Annotated in this window: 14 protein-coding genes; 5 read left to right on the forward strand and 9 right to left on the reverse strand. The window is 62.1% G+C overall.

The genetic code is table 11. From position 1 onward, the window contains the following. The first annotated feature begins 152 nt into the window (after positions 1-152). A complete protein-coding gene (locus ABH945_RS03330; RefSeq protein WP_429250358.1) occupies positions 153-2,339 on the forward strand; it encodes a hypothetical protein in 2,187 nt (728 codons plus the stop codon). A 54-nt stretch (positions 2,340-2,393) separates the two neighbouring features. Here ABH945_RS03330 and iolB read toward each other — a convergent pair whose 3' ends face one another. The 7 genes from iolB to ABH945_RS03365 all read right to left on the reverse strand — a co-directional run bounded on the left by iolB (position 2,394) and on the right by ABH945_RS03365 (position 11,451). Continuing rightward, positions 2,394-3,194: a 5-deoxy-glucuronate isomerase gene (gene iolB, locus ABH945_RS03335; protein ID WP_074764764.1), complete on the reverse strand. Its 801-nt coding sequence runs from the start codon at positions 3,192-3,194 to the stop codon at positions 2,394-2,396. After that, a complete protein-coding gene (gene iolE, locus ABH945_RS03340) occupies positions 3,191-4,129 on the reverse strand; it encodes a myo-inosose-2 dehydratase (protein WP_429249698.1) in 939 nt (312 codons plus the stop codon). The genes iolB and iolE overlap by 4 nt, the downstream gene beginning before the upstream one ends. A gap of 10 nt (positions 4,130-4,139) precedes the next feature. Then, a complete protein-coding gene (gene iolD / locus ABH945_RS03345; RefSeq protein ID WP_429249699.1) occupies positions 4,140-6,122 on the reverse strand; it encodes a 3D-(3,5/4)-trihydroxycyclohexane-1,2-dione acylhydrolase (decyclizing) in 1,983 nt (660 codons plus the stop codon). After that, positions 6,119-8,158, reverse strand: coding sequence for a bifunctional 5-dehydro-2-deoxygluconokinase/5-dehydro-2-deoxyphosphogluconate aldolase (locus ABH945_RS03350; RefSeq protein WP_429249700.1), 2,040 nt, complete (start codon positions 8,156-8,158; stop codon positions 6,119-6,121). The genes iolD and ABH945_RS03350 overlap by 4 nt, the downstream gene beginning before the upstream one ends. A gap of 66 nt (positions 8,159-8,224) precedes the next feature. Next, positions 8,225-9,061, reverse strand: a complete 837-nt coding sequence (locus tag ABH945_RS03355; RefSeq protein ID WP_429249701.1) for an ATP-binding cassette domain-containing protein — start codon at positions 9,059-9,061, stop codon at positions 8,225-8,227. 13 nt (positions 9,062-9,074) lie between these two features. After that, positions 9,075-10,244 carry an ABC transporter permease gene (locus tag ABH945_RS03360; RefSeq protein WP_429249702.1) on the reverse strand — a complete coding sequence of 390 codons (1,170 nt, stop codon included), beginning with the start codon at positions 10,242-10,244 and terminating at the stop codon, positions 9,075-9,077. Between the two features lie 160 nt (positions 10,245-10,404). Continuing rightward, complete coding sequence (locus tag ABH945_RS03365) at positions 10,405-11,451, reverse strand: sugar ABC transporter substrate-binding protein (RefSeq protein WP_074764755.1); 1,047 nt, start codon at positions 11,449-11,451, stop codon at positions 10,405-10,407. A gap of 291 nt (positions 11,452-11,742) precedes the next feature. Here ABH945_RS03365 and ABH945_RS03370 point away from each other — a divergent pair, with 291 nt between their 5' ends. The 4 genes from ABH945_RS03370 to ABH945_RS03385 all read left to right on the forward strand — a co-directional run bounded on the left by ABH945_RS03370 (position 11,743) and on the right by ABH945_RS03385 (position 15,058). Continuing rightward, positions 11,743-12,624 (forward strand): MurR/RpiR family transcriptional regulator, encoded by an 882-nt coding sequence (locus ABH945_RS03370; RefSeq protein WP_074764753.1) that lies wholly within the window; start codon positions 11,743-11,745, stop codon positions 12,622-12,624. Then, positions 12,617-13,633: an inositol 2-dehydrogenase gene (gene iolG / locus ABH945_RS03375; RefSeq protein ID WP_429249703.1), complete on the forward strand. Its 1,017-nt coding sequence runs from the start codon at positions 12,617-12,619 to the stop codon at positions 13,631-13,633. Before ABH945_RS03370 ends, iolG begins: the two co-directional genes overlap by 8 nt. Further along, on the forward strand, positions 13,633-14,700 hold the full coding sequence (locus tag ABH945_RS03380) for a Gfo/Idh/MocA family oxidoreductase (protein ID WP_429249704.1): 1,068 nt from the start codon (positions 13,633-13,635) through the stop codon (positions 14,698-14,700). Before iolG ends, ABH945_RS03380 begins: the two co-directional genes overlap by 1 nt. A gap of 130 nt (positions 14,701-14,830) precedes the next feature. Continuing rightward, positions 14,831-15,058 (forward strand): sulfurtransferase TusA family protein, encoded by a 228-nt coding sequence (locus ABH945_RS03385; RefSeq protein WP_041746333.1) that lies wholly within the window; start codon positions 14,831-14,833, stop codon positions 15,056-15,058. A gap of 219 nt (positions 15,059-15,277) precedes the next feature. Here ABH945_RS03385 and galU read toward each other — a convergent pair whose 3' ends face one another. Both galU and ABH945_RS03395 read right to left on the reverse strand, forming a co-directional pair. After that, entirely contained in the window at positions 15,278-16,159 is an 882-nt protein-coding gene (gene galU / locus ABH945_RS03390; RefSeq protein ID WP_074764747.1) for a UTP--glucose-1-phosphate uridylyltransferase GalU, read from the reverse strand. Between the two features lie 75 nt (positions 16,160-16,234). Further along, the gene (locus ABH945_RS03395) at positions 16,235-19,114 is read right to left on the reverse strand and encodes a valine--tRNA ligase (protein ID WP_429249705.1); all 2,880 of its coding nucleotides are present in this window, start codon (positions 19,112-19,114) and stop codon (positions 16,235-16,237) included. Positions 19,115-19,247: the final 133 nt, after the last annotated feature.

Raw genomic sequence — 19,247 nt, forward strand, 5'->3', positions numbered from 1 at the left:
TGAAAAGATCGGCGAGGTTGGGCGGAAGGGCATTGGATCGTCAGGTGGCCGGGTTGTATCCGCGTCATTCGAATGGCGATGCAGCATGTGCGCGTGATGACTGGCGCTCACGGTTTGGCATCGGCGCGGCGCTGCTGACCGCCGCGCTTCTGATGTCCGCGTGCGCCGACGCGAGTTCAACTACGGCGGATACCGCGCCGGCACCATCCGGCTCGCCGGGAACCTCGGCCAAAGCGGCAAGCCAGGCCGACAACACCACGCACGACTCTGCGTCGTCACAACGGCCCGCGCTGGAACTCGCCAAAGCCCGGCAACTCGCCGCCGAACAAAGCGTCGCCGCGCGCGTGCCGTCCGCGAGCGGCATGAGCGAAAAGCGCGACCGTCCACTGACGTTGCGCGATTCCGGCATCGACGGCTCGTTGATGTTCGCGCGCGATGTCGATTTTCGCGTGACCGGCGACATCGGCTTCATGATCCACGACATGGCCGCGACGCTGACTCCCGCGCGCCCCGGCCAGCCGATCGTGTTCGACGATCCGACCAGCGTGACGATCAACGTTCACCGGGGTGACGTCACGCTCGACAGCGCGAAGCTCACCGCGATTTTCGATCGCTATCTGTTCCAGTATCAGGGCTCGCCGCTGCGCAACATGCGGGTCGTGCCGCAGGACGGCGGCACGCTGCGCATCACCGGAGAGATGCATCGCGAAACGTGGGTGCCGATCGTGCTGGCCGGTTCGCTGTCGATGCGCAATGCCGACGAACTCGTGTTCCGCGCCGATCATGTCGAGGTGGCCGGTGTCGGCGCGGACAAGCTGATGCAGGCCGCGCACGTAAAAATGGCCGACCTGCTGAAAGTGGACACGCCGATTGCGCGTCTCGACGGCGACGACGTGGTGATGCAGGTTGCCAAACTCACGCCGCCGCCCGCGTTGCGCATGAGCATCGCGAAGATCGACACGAGCGCGGCGGGCGTGCGCTTCACGCTCGACGACCACACGGTATCGAAGATCGACTGGCCCGCGACGATGCCTGCACGCGGCATGCTGGTGCAGGGCGGCGACGTCAAGTTCATGCGCTCGATGCCGATGAATATCGACATGGCGCTGACGCCGATCGACAGCAACGCGCCGTTCGTGCTGGACCTGTATCACTATCGCAACCAGATGGCGGCCGGCTATTTCACATTCGACGAAGCGGGTGCGCTCGATGTGCATCTGCCGTCGTATCCGGCGCTAGCCAGCGCGATTGCGGGAGCAAGTGGCGCGAAAGACGCGCAGTCGCAAACCGGCAGTGCGAACGCGCGTTATAACGACAGCTTTATCCGCGAGCAGCAGGCCGCGCTTGCGCAGGCGCGCCTCGTCTGGCAACACGTTCCGCAGACTTTGCGCACCGCCTCGGTCGCCCACGCGATTCCGGTCGGCACACGCGCCGCGTTTTCCGGGCAGAACGCCGCCACGCCAGGTTCCGTCCTCGCCGACGAGCGTCATTCGTCCGGCACCGCGCCGCTGATTCACGTCGAGAACGTGGACTTCTACGTAGCGGGACGTATCGGCTTTCACGTGCGTTCACTGGATGCGCAGATGGTGCCGAAGCACGCCGGTCAGCCGGTCGATTTCGACGATCCCGATCAGTTCGATATCCGTATTATCGGTGGCGAGGTAGTGGAGCCGTGGCCCGCAATGGCGGCGCTGTTCAACGACTATCTGCTGGATTACGAGCCGCGCTCGCTGAACGATCTGCAATTGAAACCGGTTGACGGAAAGCTCGAAGTGACGGGCGGCATCAAGTTGTGGAATCACTTCCCCGGCGTCTGGTTGCCGACCACGATGAGCGGCACGATCGTCGCAGCGGACGAGCGCCATCTCGTGTATGAACCGACATCGGTGAAAGTGCTCGGCGTGCCGCAGGCCGGTCTGCTGCGTGCGCTCGATATTCCGCTGGCCTCGCTGACGCCGTTCACGCGCAAGGGCGTGGCGCTGAAGGGCAACGAGTTGGTATTCGATCAGTACACGGTTTTCCCGCCGCCGGTGTTGCAGGGCCGCCTCGCAAGCGCGACCGTGACCGACGACGGACTGGTACTGAAGTTCAGGCGTGATCCCGCGATTCCTGCCGCGCGGCCGCCTGCCAATGCAGGCAAGAGTTTCGTGTGGATCGAATCGGGCGATGTGAAGATGTTCAACTCGCTGGTCACGAATACGCGCACCTATATCAAGGACAGTTCGAATCCTGGCGTGATGAAGTTCGACCTGTACGGCTATCGTCGCGACGTGTCTAAAGGGACGGTGAGAATGGGTATCGATGGTGGCCTGAATGTGGATCTGGCCGCGAGGAAGTAGGGCGCGTTGCGCGGCGCATTCGATTGTCCGAATGCGCCGCGCTCAAAGAAACTGTCAAGCATCCTTATTAATGATCCACTCATGCGCGGGGTCGTTATGGAAATGCCAGATCCGCTGGCCACCGGCCATCACGTTCAGATAATACGAGTCGTACCCATACGGAACGACTACCGGATGATAGCCGCGCGGCACCATCACCACGTCGTGATTTTCCACGGCCATTGATTCGTCGATATCGCGCAGATCGGTGTACACGCGCTGAAACGCAAACCCTTGCGGCGGATCGAGCCGGTGATAATAAGTCTCTTCGAGCGAACTCTCGTGCGGGACATTGTCGGTGTCGTGCTTGTGCGGCGGATAACTCGAAGCATGTCCGCCCGGCGTTCTGACTTCGACCACCAGCAGCGATTCGGCAGGTTCGGTCTGCGGGAGAATATCGCATACGTATCGCGTATTCAGGCCTTTGCCGCGAGTCGAGCGTTTCATTGAAGCGGGTTCGATCAGCCTCGCCGGAAACTCGCCTTTGGCGGGCGCACTCGCGACACCAATCTCCGCGTCGCGACACGCGCGCACTGTAACCGGCACGTTCGGCGGAAAATACACTGCGTAAGGCGCGGCGTCTTCGAACACGCTGTCGCGCGAACCGAGCGAGGTCCATTTCGTGTCGGGCGTTTCGATATCCACTGCGCCCGTGAGCACGACAATGCACACTTCGCGCGACGCATCGAGCACGTGCACCACTTCGCTGGTCCCCAACCGGTACGCGGCGAATCCCACATATCGCCAGCACGCCGATTGCGGCGTGACTCGCGCGATCGTCTGGCCTTCGCGCTGTGCCTTCACCAATAAACTCATGCTGCCTCCTGACGCGTAGTGTCTGTGTCGGCGTCTGCTGCGCCGAGCGGTGCATCGACGAGAGTCCGCAAAGTCGTGAAGCCCTTCTGCGCATATTCATACGATGGCGCGACGACCGGGTCCTGTTCCGCTTCGACCACCAGCCAGCCGCGATAACCATGCCGCTTGAGCCGCTCGATGATCGCGGGGAAATTCACCGCGCCGTCGCCCGGCACCGTGAATGCACCTGCGATCACCGCGTCGAGAAAACTCCAGTTGCGGTTACGCGCGAGCTTCATCACGGCAGAACGCACGTCCTTGCAATGCACGTGACAAACCCGTGCGATATGTTTGTCGAGCACGGCCAGCGGATCGCCCCCGGCAAACGTGATATGTCCGGCGTCGAACAGCAGGCCGACGGCATCGCTCGTGCGAGCCATCAACTGATCGACATCGGCAGGCGTTTCCACATACGCGCCCATATGATGATGGTAAGCAAGCCGCACTCCGCGGCTCAACGTATAGCGCGCGAATTCGTCGACACGTGCGGCGAAAGCAGCCCACTGCGCGTCGCTAAAAAAACGCGGCCGTTGATAAAGCGGCTGCGGTGCACCCTGAATCGAATCTGCAACCTCGCCATACACCATCGCGGTTGCGCCATTCTGCGCAAGCAGTTCGAGATGCGGGCCCACCTCCGCGATTTCCTCTTCGACGCTGCGCCGTGCGAGACGTCCCGAATACCAGCCGGACACGAGCGCGAGATCGTATTGCGCGAGCAGTGTCTTCAATGCCTGCGGTTCGCGCGGAAATTTGTTGCCGAGTTCGAAGCCCTGATAGCCAATCTTGCGGCCTTCCGTCAACGCGACATCGAGCGGTGTTTCGCCACCGAGCGAGGGCAGATCGTCGTTCATCCACGATAACGGATTGATGCCGATACGTACGTCGAAAGCAGTCATGCGAGCGTCCTCATTCATGATCGGTGGAATTGGCGCTGTCGTTCAAAGCGGCCGGGTCGGCGCGCGTCGCGATTTGCGCGTCGTACTTCGCGCGGGCCTTGCGCACCGTATCGCGCGACGACACTTCGGGCACGGCGACTTCCCACCACCAGCCGCCGTCGTCGGTGGTGCGGGCGGGATCGGTGTCGATGCTGATCACGTAGGTGCGATCCGCCGCGCGCGCGCGTTGCATCGCGGCTTCGAGTCCGGCGATATTTTCGACGTGCTCGGCTTGCGCGCCCAACGCTCGCGCGTGCGCGGCGAAGTCAATCTTCGGCGCGCCGAGCGGACCCTGCTTGCAGTCGTCGAGCAGATTGTTGAACGGCGCACCACCGCAAGCCTGCTGCAAACGGTTGATGCAACCGTACCCACGATTGTCGAGCACCACGATAATCAGCTTCGCGCCGAGCATCACCGAGGTCGCGATTTCGCTGTTCATCATCAGGTAGCTGCCGTCGCCGAGCATCACGATGACTTCACGCGAGGGTCGCGCGAGCTTCGCGCCGAGTCCGCCCGCGATCTCGTAGCCCATGCACGAATAGCCGTATTCGACGTGATACGCGCCCGGTTTTCCCGCGCGCCAGAGCTTGTGCAATTCGGCAGGCAACGTACCCGCCGCGCACACGACGATGTCGTCGGTCGTGGAGCGAGCGCTCGAACGCTGTATTGCGCCGATTACATCGCCTTCGTACGGCAGCACGGCATCGCGCTGCGGCGCGTGCGTGAGCGTGCTCACCGTATCGCGCCAACCGGCCGCGAGTTTCTGCGCGCGCGCGGTCCACGTGCGCTCGGCATGCCATCCTTGCAGCGGATCGGCGAGCGCGTCGAGCGCGAGCCGCGCATCCGCTTCGACGACTAGCGCGCGATGCTTGAGGCCATCGAACGCGTTTGCATTGATCGCGACCACGTCGGCCTGCGTGAAAAGCGTATTCGAGCCGGTGGTGAAGTCCTGCAAGCGCGTGCCGATGGCGAGCACGCAATCGGCTTCGCTTGCGAGCGCATTCGCGGCAGGAGAGCCCGTGACGCCCAGCGCGCCCGCGTTCAACGGGTCGTTCCATGCGAGCGAACCTTTGCCTGCCTGTGTCTCGGCGACCGGCACGCCATGCGAGGTCGCGAAGCGATGCAGTGCATCGGTTGCACGGCCATAGAGAACGCCGCCGCCCGCAACGATCAGCGGCCGCTTCGCGCGACGCAAACGCGCGAACGCAGCGTCGATATCGTCGGCACGCGGCGCGGGCGCATGAAAGCGGACGACGCGCGGCGCAAAGAAGTCGACGGGGAAATCGTACGCCTGCACCTGCACGTCTTGCGGTAACGCGAGCGTGACCGGGCCGCACATCGCGGCATCGGTGAGAATGCGCAACGCGCGCGGCAGCGCACTCAGCAATTGCGCGGGATGCATGATGCGATCGAAGTAGCGCGATACCGGCTTGAACGCATCGTTCGCGGATACGCCGCCGTCGTTGAAATCCTCGACTTGCTGCAACACTGGATCGGGCGCGCGCGATACGAAAATATCGCCGGGCAGCAGCAATACCGGCAAACGGTTCACATGCGCGAGCGCGGCTGCGGTCAGCAGGTTGGTCGCGCCGGGTCCGATCGACGTGGTCACCGCCATCATGCGTCGGCGGAAATGCGCCTTTGCATACGCAATCGCGCTGTGCGCCATCGCCTGTTCGTTGTGAGCGCGAAGCGTGGGCAATTCGTCGCGATGCTGATACAGCGCTTCACCCATGCCCGCGACGTTGCCGTGTCCGAAGATGGCGAACACGCCGCCGAATAGCGGCTCGGTGCCTTTGCCGTCTTCGGTGGTCACGCGTTGGGCGGCGAGGTAGCGCACTAGCGCCTGCGCCGTGGTCAGGCGGACGGTGCCGCTGGCGGTCGCAAGAGTGTCGCTCGCGTCGTTGGCGGATGCCGTTTCGTGATGCTCATGGTGCATTACGTGCTCGTTCATGCCGCCTGCTCCTGATGAACATGACTCGTTGCGCCAGTCTGCGCGGCGTTCTCGCCACGCGTCGCGCGCCATGACGCGATCAGCGTTTCGAACGTGCGCCGCACGCGAGCAATCAGTTCGTTGTCGTCGATTTCATTGGCAAGCCACGCATGACTCGCCTCGTGAAAGATCGTGCGCCCCACGGTAAAGCCACGGCATGTCGCCGATTGCGCCGCTGCGCGAAAGCCCTCGTTCAACTGCTCGACGCCTGCCGACAAACCGAGCAGCACCACGCCCCGGCAATATGGATCACGTTCGGCGATCAGCGCATCGACCGCTTTCCATTGCGCGGCTTCCATCGGTTCGAGCTTCCACCACTCGGGATAGATGCCGATGTTGTACAGCCGCTTCAACGCGCGATACACGATGTCCGGCGCCTGCGGCAAATGCGCATGTTTCGGCGGAATGACTTCGAGCAGCAACTCGTGTCCGCTCGCCTGCGTCGCGTCGTACAGCGCGCGCAATTGCGCTTCCTGTTCGAGCCGCTGTTCGATCGGTTCGTCGGGATGGAATTGCACGAGGCACTTGGCGATATGCTCCTGCGGCCACGCGATCAACGTCGTGCCGATCGAGCGTCCATGATCGAACACGAGCGGCACGGAGCCGGGCAGTTCAACCGGACGGCCGATCCACCAGCCGCGTCCGGTTGCTGCGTTCAACGCATCCTGACCATAACGGTCGTCGATCAGCACGCCGATCTTGCCGTGCAGTTCCAGCGCGCTTTCGGTCTGCGACACGGCTTCGACGAACAGCCCTTTCAGACGCGCGATGCGTGCTTCGTCGGCGCCGGTTTGCTGTGCGAGTTCGAAGAACTGGTTGCGATGATCGAACGCGAAGCCCAGCACTTCGCTCCACTGTTTGCGTGCTGGTGAAACGCGATGCAGACGTGCCAACGTGGCGTCGCGATCCGGGCGGCGCATGCGCTGAGGGTCGGCTTTCGCTTCGCGCAGGAAATAGCCGAGTTCGGCGGGCGTGGGCATCGCGGGCGCGCAGCCGTGACGCGACACGACCAGCGCGCCGCTCGCATTCGCGGCGCGCGCGCACGCTTCGAGCGGTTGATCGCGCAGCCAGCCGGACAGAAAACCGGAAGCGAAGGCATCGCCCGCACCGAGCACATTCAGCACTTCGACTTCGACGCCGCCATGAATCGGCGCAGCGTCGAGTGAAGCGGGCACTTCGCCGTCGATAATCTGGCAACCCAGCGGCCCACGCTTGAGTACGAGCGTGGCGGGCGTGACCGCGCGCACGGCGGCGAGCGCGTCGACCAGTGCCGCCTTGCCGCCGGCTATGCGGAATTCCTCCTCGGTGCCGATCACCAGATCGAATAGCGGCAGAATACGTTGCAAATGAGCCGTCACGCCTTCGCTTGCGACAAAGCGGGTCTCGCCATCCGCCTTGCCCGTGAGGCCCCACAGCACCGGTCTATAGTCGATATCGAGCACAGTACGCACCTGGTTGCGGCGCGCGTAATCGAGTGCGCGGCGGCTGGTGCGATTCACCTGCTCGGTCGAGAAGTGCGTGCCGGTAATCAGCAGCGCTTTTGACGACGCAATGTACGCCTCGTCGAAATCGGCTTCGTCGACGGCCATGTCCGCGCAGTTCTCGCGATAGAAGATCAGCGGGAACGTATCGCGGTCTTTCAGGCCGAGCAGTACCAGCGCAGTCAGACGTTCCTGATCGACATGTACATGGCTGACGTCGCAACCTTCCTTGCTGAGCGTCTCGGTGAGAAAGCGGCCCATATGATCGTTGCCGACGCGCGCGAGCATCGCCGACGCAAGCCCGAGCCGCGCGCAACCGAACGCAATATTCGCCGACGACCCGCCGAGATACTTCGCAAAACTCGACACGTCTTCGAGCCGCGCGCCGACCTGCTGCGCGTACAGATCGACGGCAAGGCGGCCGAGGCAGACGACGTCGCGGCTGCGTCCCGGCGCGAAGCGGCTGGCGGACGTCGAACCGGTCGCGGCGCCGCTGGATGTGCTGGAGTGATCCATGAATAGTCCTGAGTAGCTGAGCGCGATCACCGGCGACACGAGCGCCGGGCGATCCACGCGAATCGGTCAGATCGTCGCGCCTTCGAGTTCGCCGATCATCTTCTGCATTTCGGCGCCGCCGGCCATCATGTCGAGCACTTCGTCCTTGCTGATGGTTTCCTTCGTGAAGGTGCCGAGCGAGCGGCCACGATTCAGAATCGTGAACGAATCGCCGATCGGATACGCGTGGTGTACGTTGTGCGTGATGAAGATCACCGAGATGCCTTTCGCGCGCGCCTTGTGAATCAGCTTCAATACATTGAAACTCTGCTTCACGCCGAGTGCGGCGGTCGGTTCGTCGAGAATCAGCACGCGCGCGCCGAAGTGAATCGCGCGGGCAATCGCGAGGCATTGCTTCTCGCCGCCCGACATCGTGCCGATAGGCTGATGCGGGTCGCGCACGTTGATGCCCATTTCCGCGAGCTTGTCGCGCGCGGTGATCGCGCTGGTTTCGAGGTCCATTACCTTGAGGAAACCGAACAGTTTCTTCTCCGGCTCGCGTCCCATGAAAAAGTTGCGGGCGACTGAAAGCAGCGGTACGAGTGCGAGATCCTGATAAACGGTGGCGATGCCGAGATCGAGCGCGTCTTTCGGTGAATCGAACAGGACGGGTTGGCCGTCCACCAGATACTGGCCGGAAGAGGGCTGATGCACGCCGGCCAGCGTCTTGATCAACGTCGATTTGCCCGCGCCGTTGTCGCCGAGCAGGCAATGCACTTCGCCGCGTTTCAGCCGCAACGTCACGCCGCTCAACGCGATCACTTTGCCGAAATATTTGTAGACGTTTTCCAGCGCGAGGATCACGTCGTCGCCGGAAGCATCGTTGTCTGCGGCGCTATCGTGTACTGAGTTCGTATCGGACATGGTCGTCTCCTCGTTACGATTGCGCGACGCGGCGGCGCACATAGTGATTGAACAGCACGGCGATCAGCAGCATCACGCCGAGGAACACGCGGAACCAGTCCGAGCTGACATTGGTGTACGTAATGCCGATCTGCACGACGCCGAAGATCAGCGCGCCGAAACACGCGCCGATCACCGAGCCATATCCACCCGTCAGCAACGTGCCACCGATCACCGCGGCAATGATCGCTTCGAATTCCTTTTGCAGACCACGGTCGGCCGCAGCCGAACCGATATCGCACACCTGCAGCACCGCGAACAGGCACGAGCAGAATGCGGTCAGCACGAACAGCGAAATCTTCACGCGACGCACCGGCACGCCGACATTCTTGGCCGCGTTCGCGTCGCCGCCGACAGCGAGAATCCAGTTGCCAGCGCGCGTTTTTGCGAGCACGAACGCACACACGGCCGCGAGTCCGAGCCACCACAAAATCACCTTCGGAATGCCGGGCACGAGCGCGTTGCCGTTATCGAGCAGAGTGCCGATGCCGTGATGCGCAAGCGTCAGGAACAGGCCGCTCAGCGCGACGCCGTGAAACAGCGTGTTGGCGAACCAGTCCTGTTGTGCGAGATCGCCGACACCGGAGACGATGGTGCGGTCCGCGAACATGATCGACAGCGCCAGCGTGAGGCCGCGCAAAATGAACAGGAACGCGAGCGTGACGATGAACGACGGCAGGCGCGTGCGCATCACCAGGTAGCCGTTCAATGCGCCGAGCAGCATCGAGCCTGCAAACGCGAACAGGATCGCTAGCGAGATCGGCCAGTGAAAATAGACCGACGGAATCGCGACCATCATCCCGGCAAAGCCGATCATCGAACCAATGGAAAGATCGAACTCGCCCGCGATCATCAGCAGACACGCGCCGACCGACAGAATGCCGAGATATGCCGACACCTGAGACCAGTTCATCACGCCGTCGAGATTGAACATGCCGGAGCCGCCGGCGCCCAATGCAAAGACGAGAAACACCAGTACCGCGCCGGAAATCGCGGCGAATTCGGGGCGATTCAGCAAATGACCGAATCGGGATTCCTTGCGCACGCGCTCGTCGGCGTCCGGCAGCGACGGCGCATCGTTGTCGCGCGGCGCAGCAGGATTCGTTTTGACGTGCGGTGGGAAGTGTTTGCCGGCTACACCCATGATGTCTCCTTGGTGCCGGACCGTGTTCGTAGCTAAGCGGGGATGCGTTGCGGGAACCACAGCCGGTGAAAAGCGCGCGGGCGGCAGGCGTCCCGCTGCGAATCGTGTTGACTCGCAGCGCGGCCCGCCGGGCGCGTGACTAACTAGCTAGAGAAAAGAATCAGCGGTACTGCCCTGCGTATTTGATGACCTTGTCGAGGTTTTCCTTGGTGATGAAACCCGGACCCGAACGGATGTTCTTCGGTCCATACGAAGGTGCAAGACCGTAAGTCGCGAGACGTGCCTTGAACTTCGGATTCGCTTCGAGAATCTGGCGGATTTTCACGGGGTCCATCGTGTGCTCTTTCTTCACGATGGCCAGCACGGCGACCGGAATATAGCCCTGCAAATAGGGCTGCTGATCGATCGCGAACTGGATCGTGCCGCTTTGAATGGCTTTGGCGATGTCGTCGGAGAAGTCGAACGTGCAGAAATAGATCTTGCCCGCGAGGCCCATCTGTTCAACCGCTTTCAGCGTGGCCGAAGCCGGGGTCGGTCCGAGTGTCAGGATCGCGCCGGTGTTCGGATGATTGCGCAGATACGCGCTGACCTTCGATTGAATCTCGGTCGGGTCCTGGCCGGAGTCGATCGTCGAACTCTTGTAGTCGACGCCGATTGCCTCTGCGAAACCACGGCAGCGGTCGAACGAAACGGTGTTGGTGGCGAGGTGGTTCACGCACAGAAACGACTTCACGCCAGCCGCTTTCGCTTTCTCGCCAGCCGCTTTGCCAGCGACATATTCGGGTTGACCCACATGCATGATCGCGCCCAGTTGCGCGCTCTGTTCCTCGGTGCCGGAGTTGATCGTGACGAGCGGAATCTTCTTCGCGGTCACCTTGTTGATCGAGCTTTTCAGCACGTCGAAATCGGCGATGGTGACGATCACGCCGTCGTAATTGCGCGCGGCGGCCTGTTCGACCAGACGCGCCATATCGGCGATGTCGCCGTTCGGCGGATTGCGGTAATCGGTCTCGACGTTGAAGTCCTCGTCGGCCTGTTTGATGGCGTTCTTGATGGTGTTCCACCACGAGTCCGAATCCGGCGCGTGGCTGATCAGCACGAAGTGGGCGTCAGCCGCGCGGGCGGCCGATGCCGCGCCGAATCCCGTCGCCAACGTCAATGCCGTCACCAGAACCCTGAGCGTAGCCTTGCCCTTGCAAAGTCTCATTGTCTCCACCTTTCTCGGTCTGTCGTTATTAAAGGGAGCGTATGGCGGACGGCGCTTTTTCCGCGCACAGGGGAGGGCGCATATTCGCCGAAGCACCATCGCTCACGACCAAGAGTAGGTCATCTTCCAAGCCGGTGCAATGAAAATTTCATGACAAAGAAAAATGGAAAATACGTTCCATTTGACGGGTAGGCTGCCTATAATCGGCAGCGTCGGAAGCCTGTGCGGCGGGCGTTGCAGGTGTTTGCAACTTCGGTTGCCGCACTGCAATAAAGCAAGCGAGAGAGAGTCATGGCGGAACAGAGCACGGAAGAATTGCCGAGCGTCGAAGAATTGATGCAGCGCATCGCGGAGAACTACGACGCGTTGCCGCGTCAGTTGAAAAACGTCGCGACTTATATCGAGCAGAACCGCTCCAGCGTGATGGTGGATCGCACCAGCGATATCGCCGCGAGTTGCGGCGTGCATCCGTCGGCCGTCGTGCGTTTTGCGCAACGCTTCGGCTTTTCCGGCTTCTCGGATTTGCAGGCGGTGTTCAAACAGGCATACACGGGACAGGGCAGTTCGTCACCGAGTTATCAGCAGAGGATTCGCAAGCTGATCGACGAGAAACCAGGCGCGTTGTCGGGCGGCTCGGTGGCGCGCGAATTCATCGCGGCGTCGCGCGGCGGTCTGGAAGAACTCGAAGCGGGACTCGACGACAAGCAGTTCGACGCCGCCGTGAAGATGCTCCAGCAGGCCGACAACATTTACGTGATCGGCGTGCGGCGGTCGTTCCCGGTGGCGAGCTACATCGTCTATGCGTTGCAGCACACGCCCAAGCGCGTGCATCTGGTGTCGGGTTTCGGCGGCATGTATCGCGAACAGATTCGCAGCGTGAAAAAGGGCGATGTGGTGATTGCGATCAGCTTCGCGCCTTATGGGAAAGAAACGCAATATTGCCTGCGCGTCGCGCATCATCACCAGGCGAAAACCCTGGTTATTACGGATAGCCAACTATCTCCGCTCGCCCGTTACGCAACCACGCAACTGTATGTGAAAGAGGGCAGCGCGTTCGCGTTCCGCTCGCTGACCAGCACGATCTGTTTGTGCCAGGCGTTATTCATCGCGCTCGCGTACAAGCTCGAATTGAACGTTGAAGAATCCCAGGACACAGGAGGATACGATGACTGACGCGGTACAGACGATCGACGTAGCGGTATTCGGCGCGGGGCGCATCGGCAGGATTCATGCGGCGAATCTCGCGCGGCAGAAGGGCGTGCGGCTCAAGTACGTGGTCGACGTGAACCGTGAGGCCGCTGCGGCGCTTGCGGCCGAACACGGCGCGCAGGTTGCGGATATCGACGGCGCGATGGGCGACGCAGCAATCGGCGCGACGGTGATCTGCTCGAGCACGGATACGCACGCGGACCTGATCGTCAAATCGGCCGCGCAGAAGAAGCATGTGTTCTGCGAGAAGCCGGTCGATCTCACGCTCGAGCGCGCGCGCACGTGCGCCGACGCGGTGGCGCGCGCGGGCGTGGTGTGCATGATCGGTTTTCAGCGGCGCTTCGATCCGACTTTCTCCGCGCTGAAGGCGCGTATCGACGCGGGCGAAATCGGCACGCCGGAAATGCTGGTGGTCACGAGCCGCGATCCCGGCGCACCGCCGGTCGAGTACATCAAGCACTCGGGCGGCATCTTCAAGGACATGCTGATTCACGACTTCGATATTTTTCGCTGGATTCTCGACGACGAAGCCGACACGCTGCACGCGACCGGCAGTTGTCTGAGCGATCCGGCGATTGCCGATGCGGGCGATATCGATTCGACTGCAGTGACAATCCGCACGAAGCGCGGCCGGCTGTGCCAGATCAACACGGCGCGGCGCGCGGCTTACGGTTATGACCAGCGGTTCGAAGTACTCGGCAGCACCGGCATGCTGCAGGCAGGCAACGTGCGGCCCACCGAGGTCACGGCGTATTCGAAAACCGAAGTGTCGAGCGATGTGCCGGAAGCGTTTTTCCTCGAACGTTATCGTGCGGCGTACGCGCTCGAAATCGCGCATTTCTTCGATGCGGTCGCGCACGGCAAGCCGGTTCGGACCACCGTCGCCGATGGTTTGAAGGCGCTCGAACTCGCCGACGCAGCGACCCGTTCGTGGCGCGAAGGCCGCGTGGTCAAACTCGGCGAGGCATTGTGATGACGGCGGCTCCAGCTTCCGGGAAGGTGCGTGTCGGCGTGGTCGGGCTTGGGCGGCTCGGTAAGCGGCACGCGGAAAATCTCGCGTTTCGCGTGCCGGGCGCATCGCTGGTGGCAGCGTGCAGCCCGGTCGAAGAAGAGCGCGCATGGGCGCGTGAAGCGTTGCCCGCGCCGCGTCTTTACGAGAATTACGCGGACCTGCTCGCCGATTCCGAAGTGGACGCCGTGTGGCTGGTTACGCCGTCGTCGCTGCACGCGCAGCAGATTGTCGGCGCGTTGCGCGCGGGCAAGCATGTGTTCTGCGAGAAGCCGTTGTCACTCGATCTGGCCGAATGCGAGGGCGTGCTGGCCGAGGCCGCGCGCTATCCGCATCTGCAGGCGACCATCGGCTTCATGCGACGCTTCGATCCGAGCTACAAGGACGCGTTCGACAAGATCGAAGCGGGCAAAATCGGCCGGCCGTTCCTCGTGCGCTCGCAGACCACCGACAAGAACGACACCGAAGGTTTCTTCGTGCGCTTCGCGGGCACGTCGGGCGGGATTTTTCTCGATTGCACGGTGCACGATATCGACGTCGCGCGCTGGCTGCTCGGCAAGCCGCGCGCCAAACGCGTGTTTGCGGCGGGCGCGATCGCGTTGCACGAAGGCTTGCGCGAATCCGGCGATGTCGACAACGGCGTGGCGATCTGCGAATTCGAAGACGGCAAGCTGGCGATGTTCTACGCGTCGCGCACGCAGGCGCACGGCAACGACACACACAGCGAGGTGATCGGCACGGCGGGGGCGCTGGCAATCGGCCACAATCCGCGAGCGAATCGCGTTGAGATATACGACGCGAACGGTATCCGCAACGAATGTACGCCGAATTTTTTCGACCGGTTCGAAGAGGCGTTTCTGCACGAGGCGCGGGCGTTCGTGGCGGCGGTGCAGGGCGGGCCGGGTGCGGCCGGATCGGGGGCTGGGTCCGGCGTGCAGGCAGGCGCGACGCTCGCCGACGCGCTCGAAGCGACGCGCATCGGCATGGCGTTGCGGCAGTCGCTGCAAACCGGCGAGGCGGTGACGCTGTAGCGGCGCTAACGCAGCATGAATGACGACATCACAGCGTCACGACGGGCGGCTAAACGGCGGCTGCGGTAGAATTTGGCCTCTATCCGGCGTCGCTGACGACGCCTCGTCCCGAAGGTCATCGTCGATGCAAATTCAGATTCACAAAGAAGTCGATGCGCGCGGGCTGATGTGCCCGCTGCCCATTTTGCGCGCCAAGAAGGCGCTCGCCGACATGGAAAGCGGCCAGATTCTCAAGGTGCTGGCCACCGACCCCGGCTCACAGCGCGATTTCGCGGCGTTTGCGAAGCAAACCGGCAATGAAATCGTCGAAAGCTCGGCGCAAGACAAGGTCTTCACGTTTTTGATGAAGCGGCGCTAGGCGCGTGTGGGGGAGCATTGTCCCGGAACACGGGCCGAATGTTACGTAACCGGCCGCGCGCCTGGACACTCTCCGGGTTCCGCGCAGCTTGGCGTCGTGCAGGGTGCGCAAGCTGGCAATAGGTCGCTTTAAACGAAAAATCGCTGTGCCCGCAAATGCGGGTCACAGCGATTTTTTATTTCAGCCCCACGTTAATCGAGGGCTGCAACGAGAGGCGCTTCAGCCTTCCAGCACCGGCGAGCGGGTGCGCAGATATTCTTCGAAATCGGCGGCCACTTCGGGGTGACGCAGAGCGAACTCGACCGTCGCCTTCAGATATCCGAGCTTGCTGCCGCAGTCGAAACGCGTGCCGTGGTACTTGTACGCGAGAACCTGTTCGTCGGCGAGCAGCGACTGGATTGCGTCAGTCAGTTGCAATTCGCCGCCTGCGCCCGGCTTGATCGAACGGATGTGGTCGAAAATGCGCGGCTTGAGCACATAGCGGCCTACCACGCCGAGGTTCGACGGCGCCACGTTCGGCTCCGGCTTTTCGACGATGCCCGACATCTTGATGATCGAATCTTCCCACTCCTTGCCGTCGACGATCCCGTACGACTTGGTTTCGGAGTGCGGGATTTCTTCGACGCCGATCACCGAACTGTGATAGTGGTCGAACACCTCGATCATCTGCGTCATGACGGGCGGTTTGCCGTACAGCAAGTCGTCCGCGAGGATCACGGCGAACGGGTTGTCGCCCACCAGCTTTTCCGCGCACAGCACCGCGTGGCCGAGGCCCAGCGCTTCCGGCTGACGCACGTAGAAGCAGTCGACGTGGCTCGGCTTGATGCTGCGCACCAGCTCCAGCAGCTTGTCCTTGCCACGCGCTTCCAGCTCGTGCTCGATCTCATACGACTTGTCGAAGTGGTCTTCGATCGCGCGCTTGCTGCGGCCCGTGACGAAGATCATTTCGGTGATGCCAGCTGCCATGGCCTCTTCCACCGCGTATTGAATCAGCGGCTTGTCGACGATCGGCAGCATCTCTTTCGGGCTTGCCTTCGTGGCAGGGAGGAATCGGGTGCCAAGACCTGCGACCGGAAAAACCGCTTTTGTAACTTTTAGCATGTGATTACCCTGAGTCCTCTGGATTAGCTTTCAGTCCTGCTCGCCCGGTAAAAACGGGCGAGCACGTTGAGTTGGTCAGACCGGCAAGCGCGCAAGCTGCGCCTTCAGTTTGCCTACTGTCGCCTCGAATTCGGCCAGCCTTTTCTGTTCCTGCTCAACGACTGCCGGCGGCGCCTTTGCAACGAAACTTTCATTTTGCAATTTGGCATTGCATTTGGTGATCTCATTACTCAACCGCGTAATTTCCTTCGACAACCGCTCGCGCTCGACGGCAACGTCGATTTCCACCTTCAGCACGAGCTTGTCATTCCCAACGATAGCAATTGGCGCGCCATCTGCCTGCGCGTCGAGCGTTGCCTCGTCGGCAATGATCTGCACCTCGGACAAACGGGCCAGCGCCTGAGCGTACGGAGCGAAGGTGCGCAGGCGCTCCGCGTTGCCGGTGGCGAGCAACGGCACCTTGAGCGCCGGCGACAGATTCATTTCGCCACGCAGATTCCGGCACGCATCGATCACCGCCTTCAGGTCGGCCGCCCATTGCTCCGCTTCTTCGTCGATTTTCGACGGCTCGGCGATGGGGTACGGCTGCACCATGATGGACGCTTCGCCTTCGGCCTTGCCTTCAGGATAACGTCCGGCCAACGGTGCCACTTTCTGCCACAGCGCTTCGGTAATGAACGGAATCACCGGATGCGCGAGGCGCAGCACCGTCTCGAGTACGCGCAGCAGCGTGCGGCGTGTAGCGCGCTGCTGGTTCGGCTGACCCGTCTGGATCTGCACTTTCGCGAGTTCGAGATACCAGTCACAGTATTCGTCCCATACGAACTTGTATAGGGCGTTGGCCACATTGTCAAAGCGATAGTCGGCAAAACCCTTACCGATTTCTGCCTCCACACGTTGCAGACGCGACACGATCCAGCGGTCGGCCGCCGAGAAATTCAGGTGTCCGTCCGGGCCGCATTCGCCGCACTGTTCTGGCTTGCCGAAGCCGCAATCGTGGCCTTCGCAGTTCATCAGCACGAAGCGGGTGGCGTTCCACAGCTTGTTGCAGAAGTTGCGATAGCCTTCGCAGCGTGCCAGATCGAAGTTGACGTTGCGCCCGAGCGTGGCCATCGACGCCATCGTGAAGCGCAGTGCGTCCGTGCCGAATGCCGGGATGCCTTCCGGGAATTCCTTGCGGGTTTTCTTTTCGATCGACGCAGCCTGCTTCGGATTCATCAGGCCGGTGGTGCGCTTGGCGACCAGCGTGTCGAGGTCGATGCCGTCGACGATATCGATCGGGTCGAGCGTATTGCCCTTGCTCTTCGACATCTTCTGGCCTTCGGCGTCGCGCACCAGACCGTGCACATAAACGGTGTCGAACGGCACTTTACCGGTGAAATGCGTGGTCATCATGACCATGCGCGCGACCCAGAAGAAAATGATGTCGAAGCCGGTGACGAGCACCGACGACGGCATGAAATGCTTCAGTTCTGGCGTTTCGTTGGGCCAGCCGAGCGACGAGAACGGCACCAGCGCGGACGAGAACCACGTGTCGAGCACGTCTTCATCGCGCTTCAGGGCGCCCGTGTAGCCAGCGGCGACAGCCTTGGCGCGCGCATCTTCTTCGGTCTTAGCGACGAAAATTTCGCCGTTTTCGCCGTACCACGCCGGAATCTGGTGGCCCCACCAGAGCTGGCGCGAGATACACCAGTCCTGGATGTTTTCGAGCCACTGGTAATACGTGGTCGACCAGTTTTCCGGCACGAATTTGATTTCGCCGCTGCGGACCACGTCGAGCGCGGTTTCGGCGATCGATTTACCCGGATTGAAGGTGCCTTCCGGCGCCGGCTTGCTCATCGCGACGAACCACTGGTCCGTCAGCATCGGCTCGATCACGACACCCGTACGGTCGCCGCGCGGCACCATCAGCTTGTGCGGCTTGACCGATTCGAGCGCGCCGAGCGCTTCGAGGTCGGCGACCACCTGCTTGCGGGCTTCGAAACGGTCGAGGCCGCGATATTTTTCCGGCGCGTTGTCGTTGATCTTCGCGTCGAGCGTGAGGATTTCGATCATCGGCAGCTTGTGGCGCAGGCCGACCTGGTAGTCGTTGAAATCGTGCGCGGGCGTGACCTTGACAACGCCCGTGCCGAATTCGCGGTCGACGTAGTCGTCGGCGATGATCGGCACTTCGCGGCCCGACAGCGGCAGCGTGACCGTCTTGCCGATCAGATGCGCGTAACGTTCGTCTTCCGGGTGGACCATCACGGCGGTGTCGCCGAGCATGGTTTCCGGGCGCGTGGTGGCGACCGTGAGGTGGCCGGAGCCGTCGGTGAGCGGGTACTGGATGTGCCACAGCGAGCCGTTTTCTTCCTCGCTGACCACTTCGAGATCGGACACGGCGGTGAGCAGCACCGGATCCCAGTTCACGAGGCGCTTGCCGCGATAGATCAGGCCCTGTTCATACAGGCGCACGAAGACGTCGCGCACGGCGGCCGACATCTTGTCGTCCATCGTGAAGTATTCGCGCGACCAGTCGATCGACGCGCCGAGGCGGCGCACCTGATTCGTAATGGTCGAGCCCGACTGCTGTTTCCATTCCCACACACGTTCGACGAACTTTTCGCGGCCGAGGTCATGGCGCGAGACGCCTTTGGCGTCCAGTTGACGTTCGACGACGATTTGCGTGGCGATACCCGCGTGGTCGGTGCCCGGCACCCACAGCGTGTTTTCGCCGAGCATGCGGTGATAGCGGGTGAGGCCGTCCATGATGGTCTGGTTGAACGCGTGGCCCATGTGCAGGGTGCCCGTGACGTTCGGCGGCGGCAGCTGGATCGAGAAGTCTTTTTTGTTCTCGTCGAAGGACGGCGCGGCGTACGCGCGCTTTTCCCATTCGGGGCCCCAGTGGGCTTCGATGGTGTGTGGCTCGAAGCTTTTGGCAAGCGTGGAGGTGATGTCGCTCGGGGTCTCGCTCATTTGTATCGATTCGGCTGGTGAATGCAAGGAATGGTTGATTATAAGCGGCGCGTGGCGGTGGGGGATTTTTTGCCATGCGGTGCGATGGGAGGGTGTTTTGCCTGGGAGGCGCCTCTGGTTGTGTTGCTGGGGT

It is taken from the genome of Paraburkholderia sp. GAS333 (assembly GCF_050435665.1).
GTDB classification, from domain to species: Bacteria; Pseudomonadota; Gammaproteobacteria; order Burkholderiales; family Burkholderiaceae; genus Paraburkholderia; species Paraburkholderia fungorum_A.

Bases quoted from the DNA above. Each gene is read 5' to 3' on its own strand.
- ABH945_RS03330 (WP_429250358.1), top strand. From the start codon at position 153: ATGTCCGCGTGCGCCGACGCGAGTTCAACTACGGCGGATACCGCGCCG.
- iolE (WP_429249698.1), bottom strand. From the start codon at position 4,129: ATGACTGCTTTCGACGTACGTATCGGCATCAATCCGTTATCGTGGATG.
- ABH945_RS03360 (WP_429249702.1), bottom strand. From the start codon at position 10,244: ATGGGTGTAGCCGGCAAACACTTCCCACCGCACGTCAAAACGAATCCT.
- galU (WP_074764747.1), bottom strand. From the start codon at position 16,159: ATGCTAAAAGTTACAAAAGCGGTTTTTCCGGTCGCAGGTCTTGGCACC.
- ABH945_RS03395 (WP_429249705.1), bottom strand. From the start codon at position 19,114: ATGAGCGAGACCCCGAGCGACATCACCTCCACGCTTGCCAAAAGCTTC.
- iolD (WP_429249699.1), bottom strand. From the start codon at position 6,122: ATGAACGAGCACGTAATGCACCATGAGCATCACGAAACGGCATCCGCC.
- ABH945_RS03380 (WP_429249704.1), top strand. From the start codon at position 13,633: ATGACGGCGGCTCCAGCTTCCGGGAAGGTGCGTGTCGGCGTGGTCGGG.
- ABH945_RS03365 (WP_074764755.1), bottom strand. From the start codon at position 11,451: ATGAGACTTTGCAAGGGCAAGGCTACGCTCAGGGTTCTGGTGACGGCA.
- ABH945_RS03350 (WP_429249700.1), bottom strand. From the start codon at position 8,158: ATGGATCACTCCAGCACATCCAGCGGCGCCGCGACCGGTTCGACGTCC.
- ABH945_RS03355 (WP_429249701.1), bottom strand. From the start codon at position 9,061: ATGTCCGATACGAACTCAGTACACGATAGCGCCGCAGACAACGATGCT.
- ABH945_RS03370 (WP_074764753.1), top strand. From the start codon at position 11,743: ATGGCGGAACAGAGCACGGAAGAATTGCCGAGCGTCGAAGAATTGATG.
- iolG (WP_429249703.1), top strand. From the start codon at position 12,617: ATGACTGACGCGGTACAGACGATCGACGTAGCGGTATTCGGCGCGGGG.
- iolB (WP_074764764.1), bottom strand. From the start codon at position 3,194: ATGAGTTTATTGGTGAAGGCACAGCGCGAAGGCCAGACGATCGCGCGA.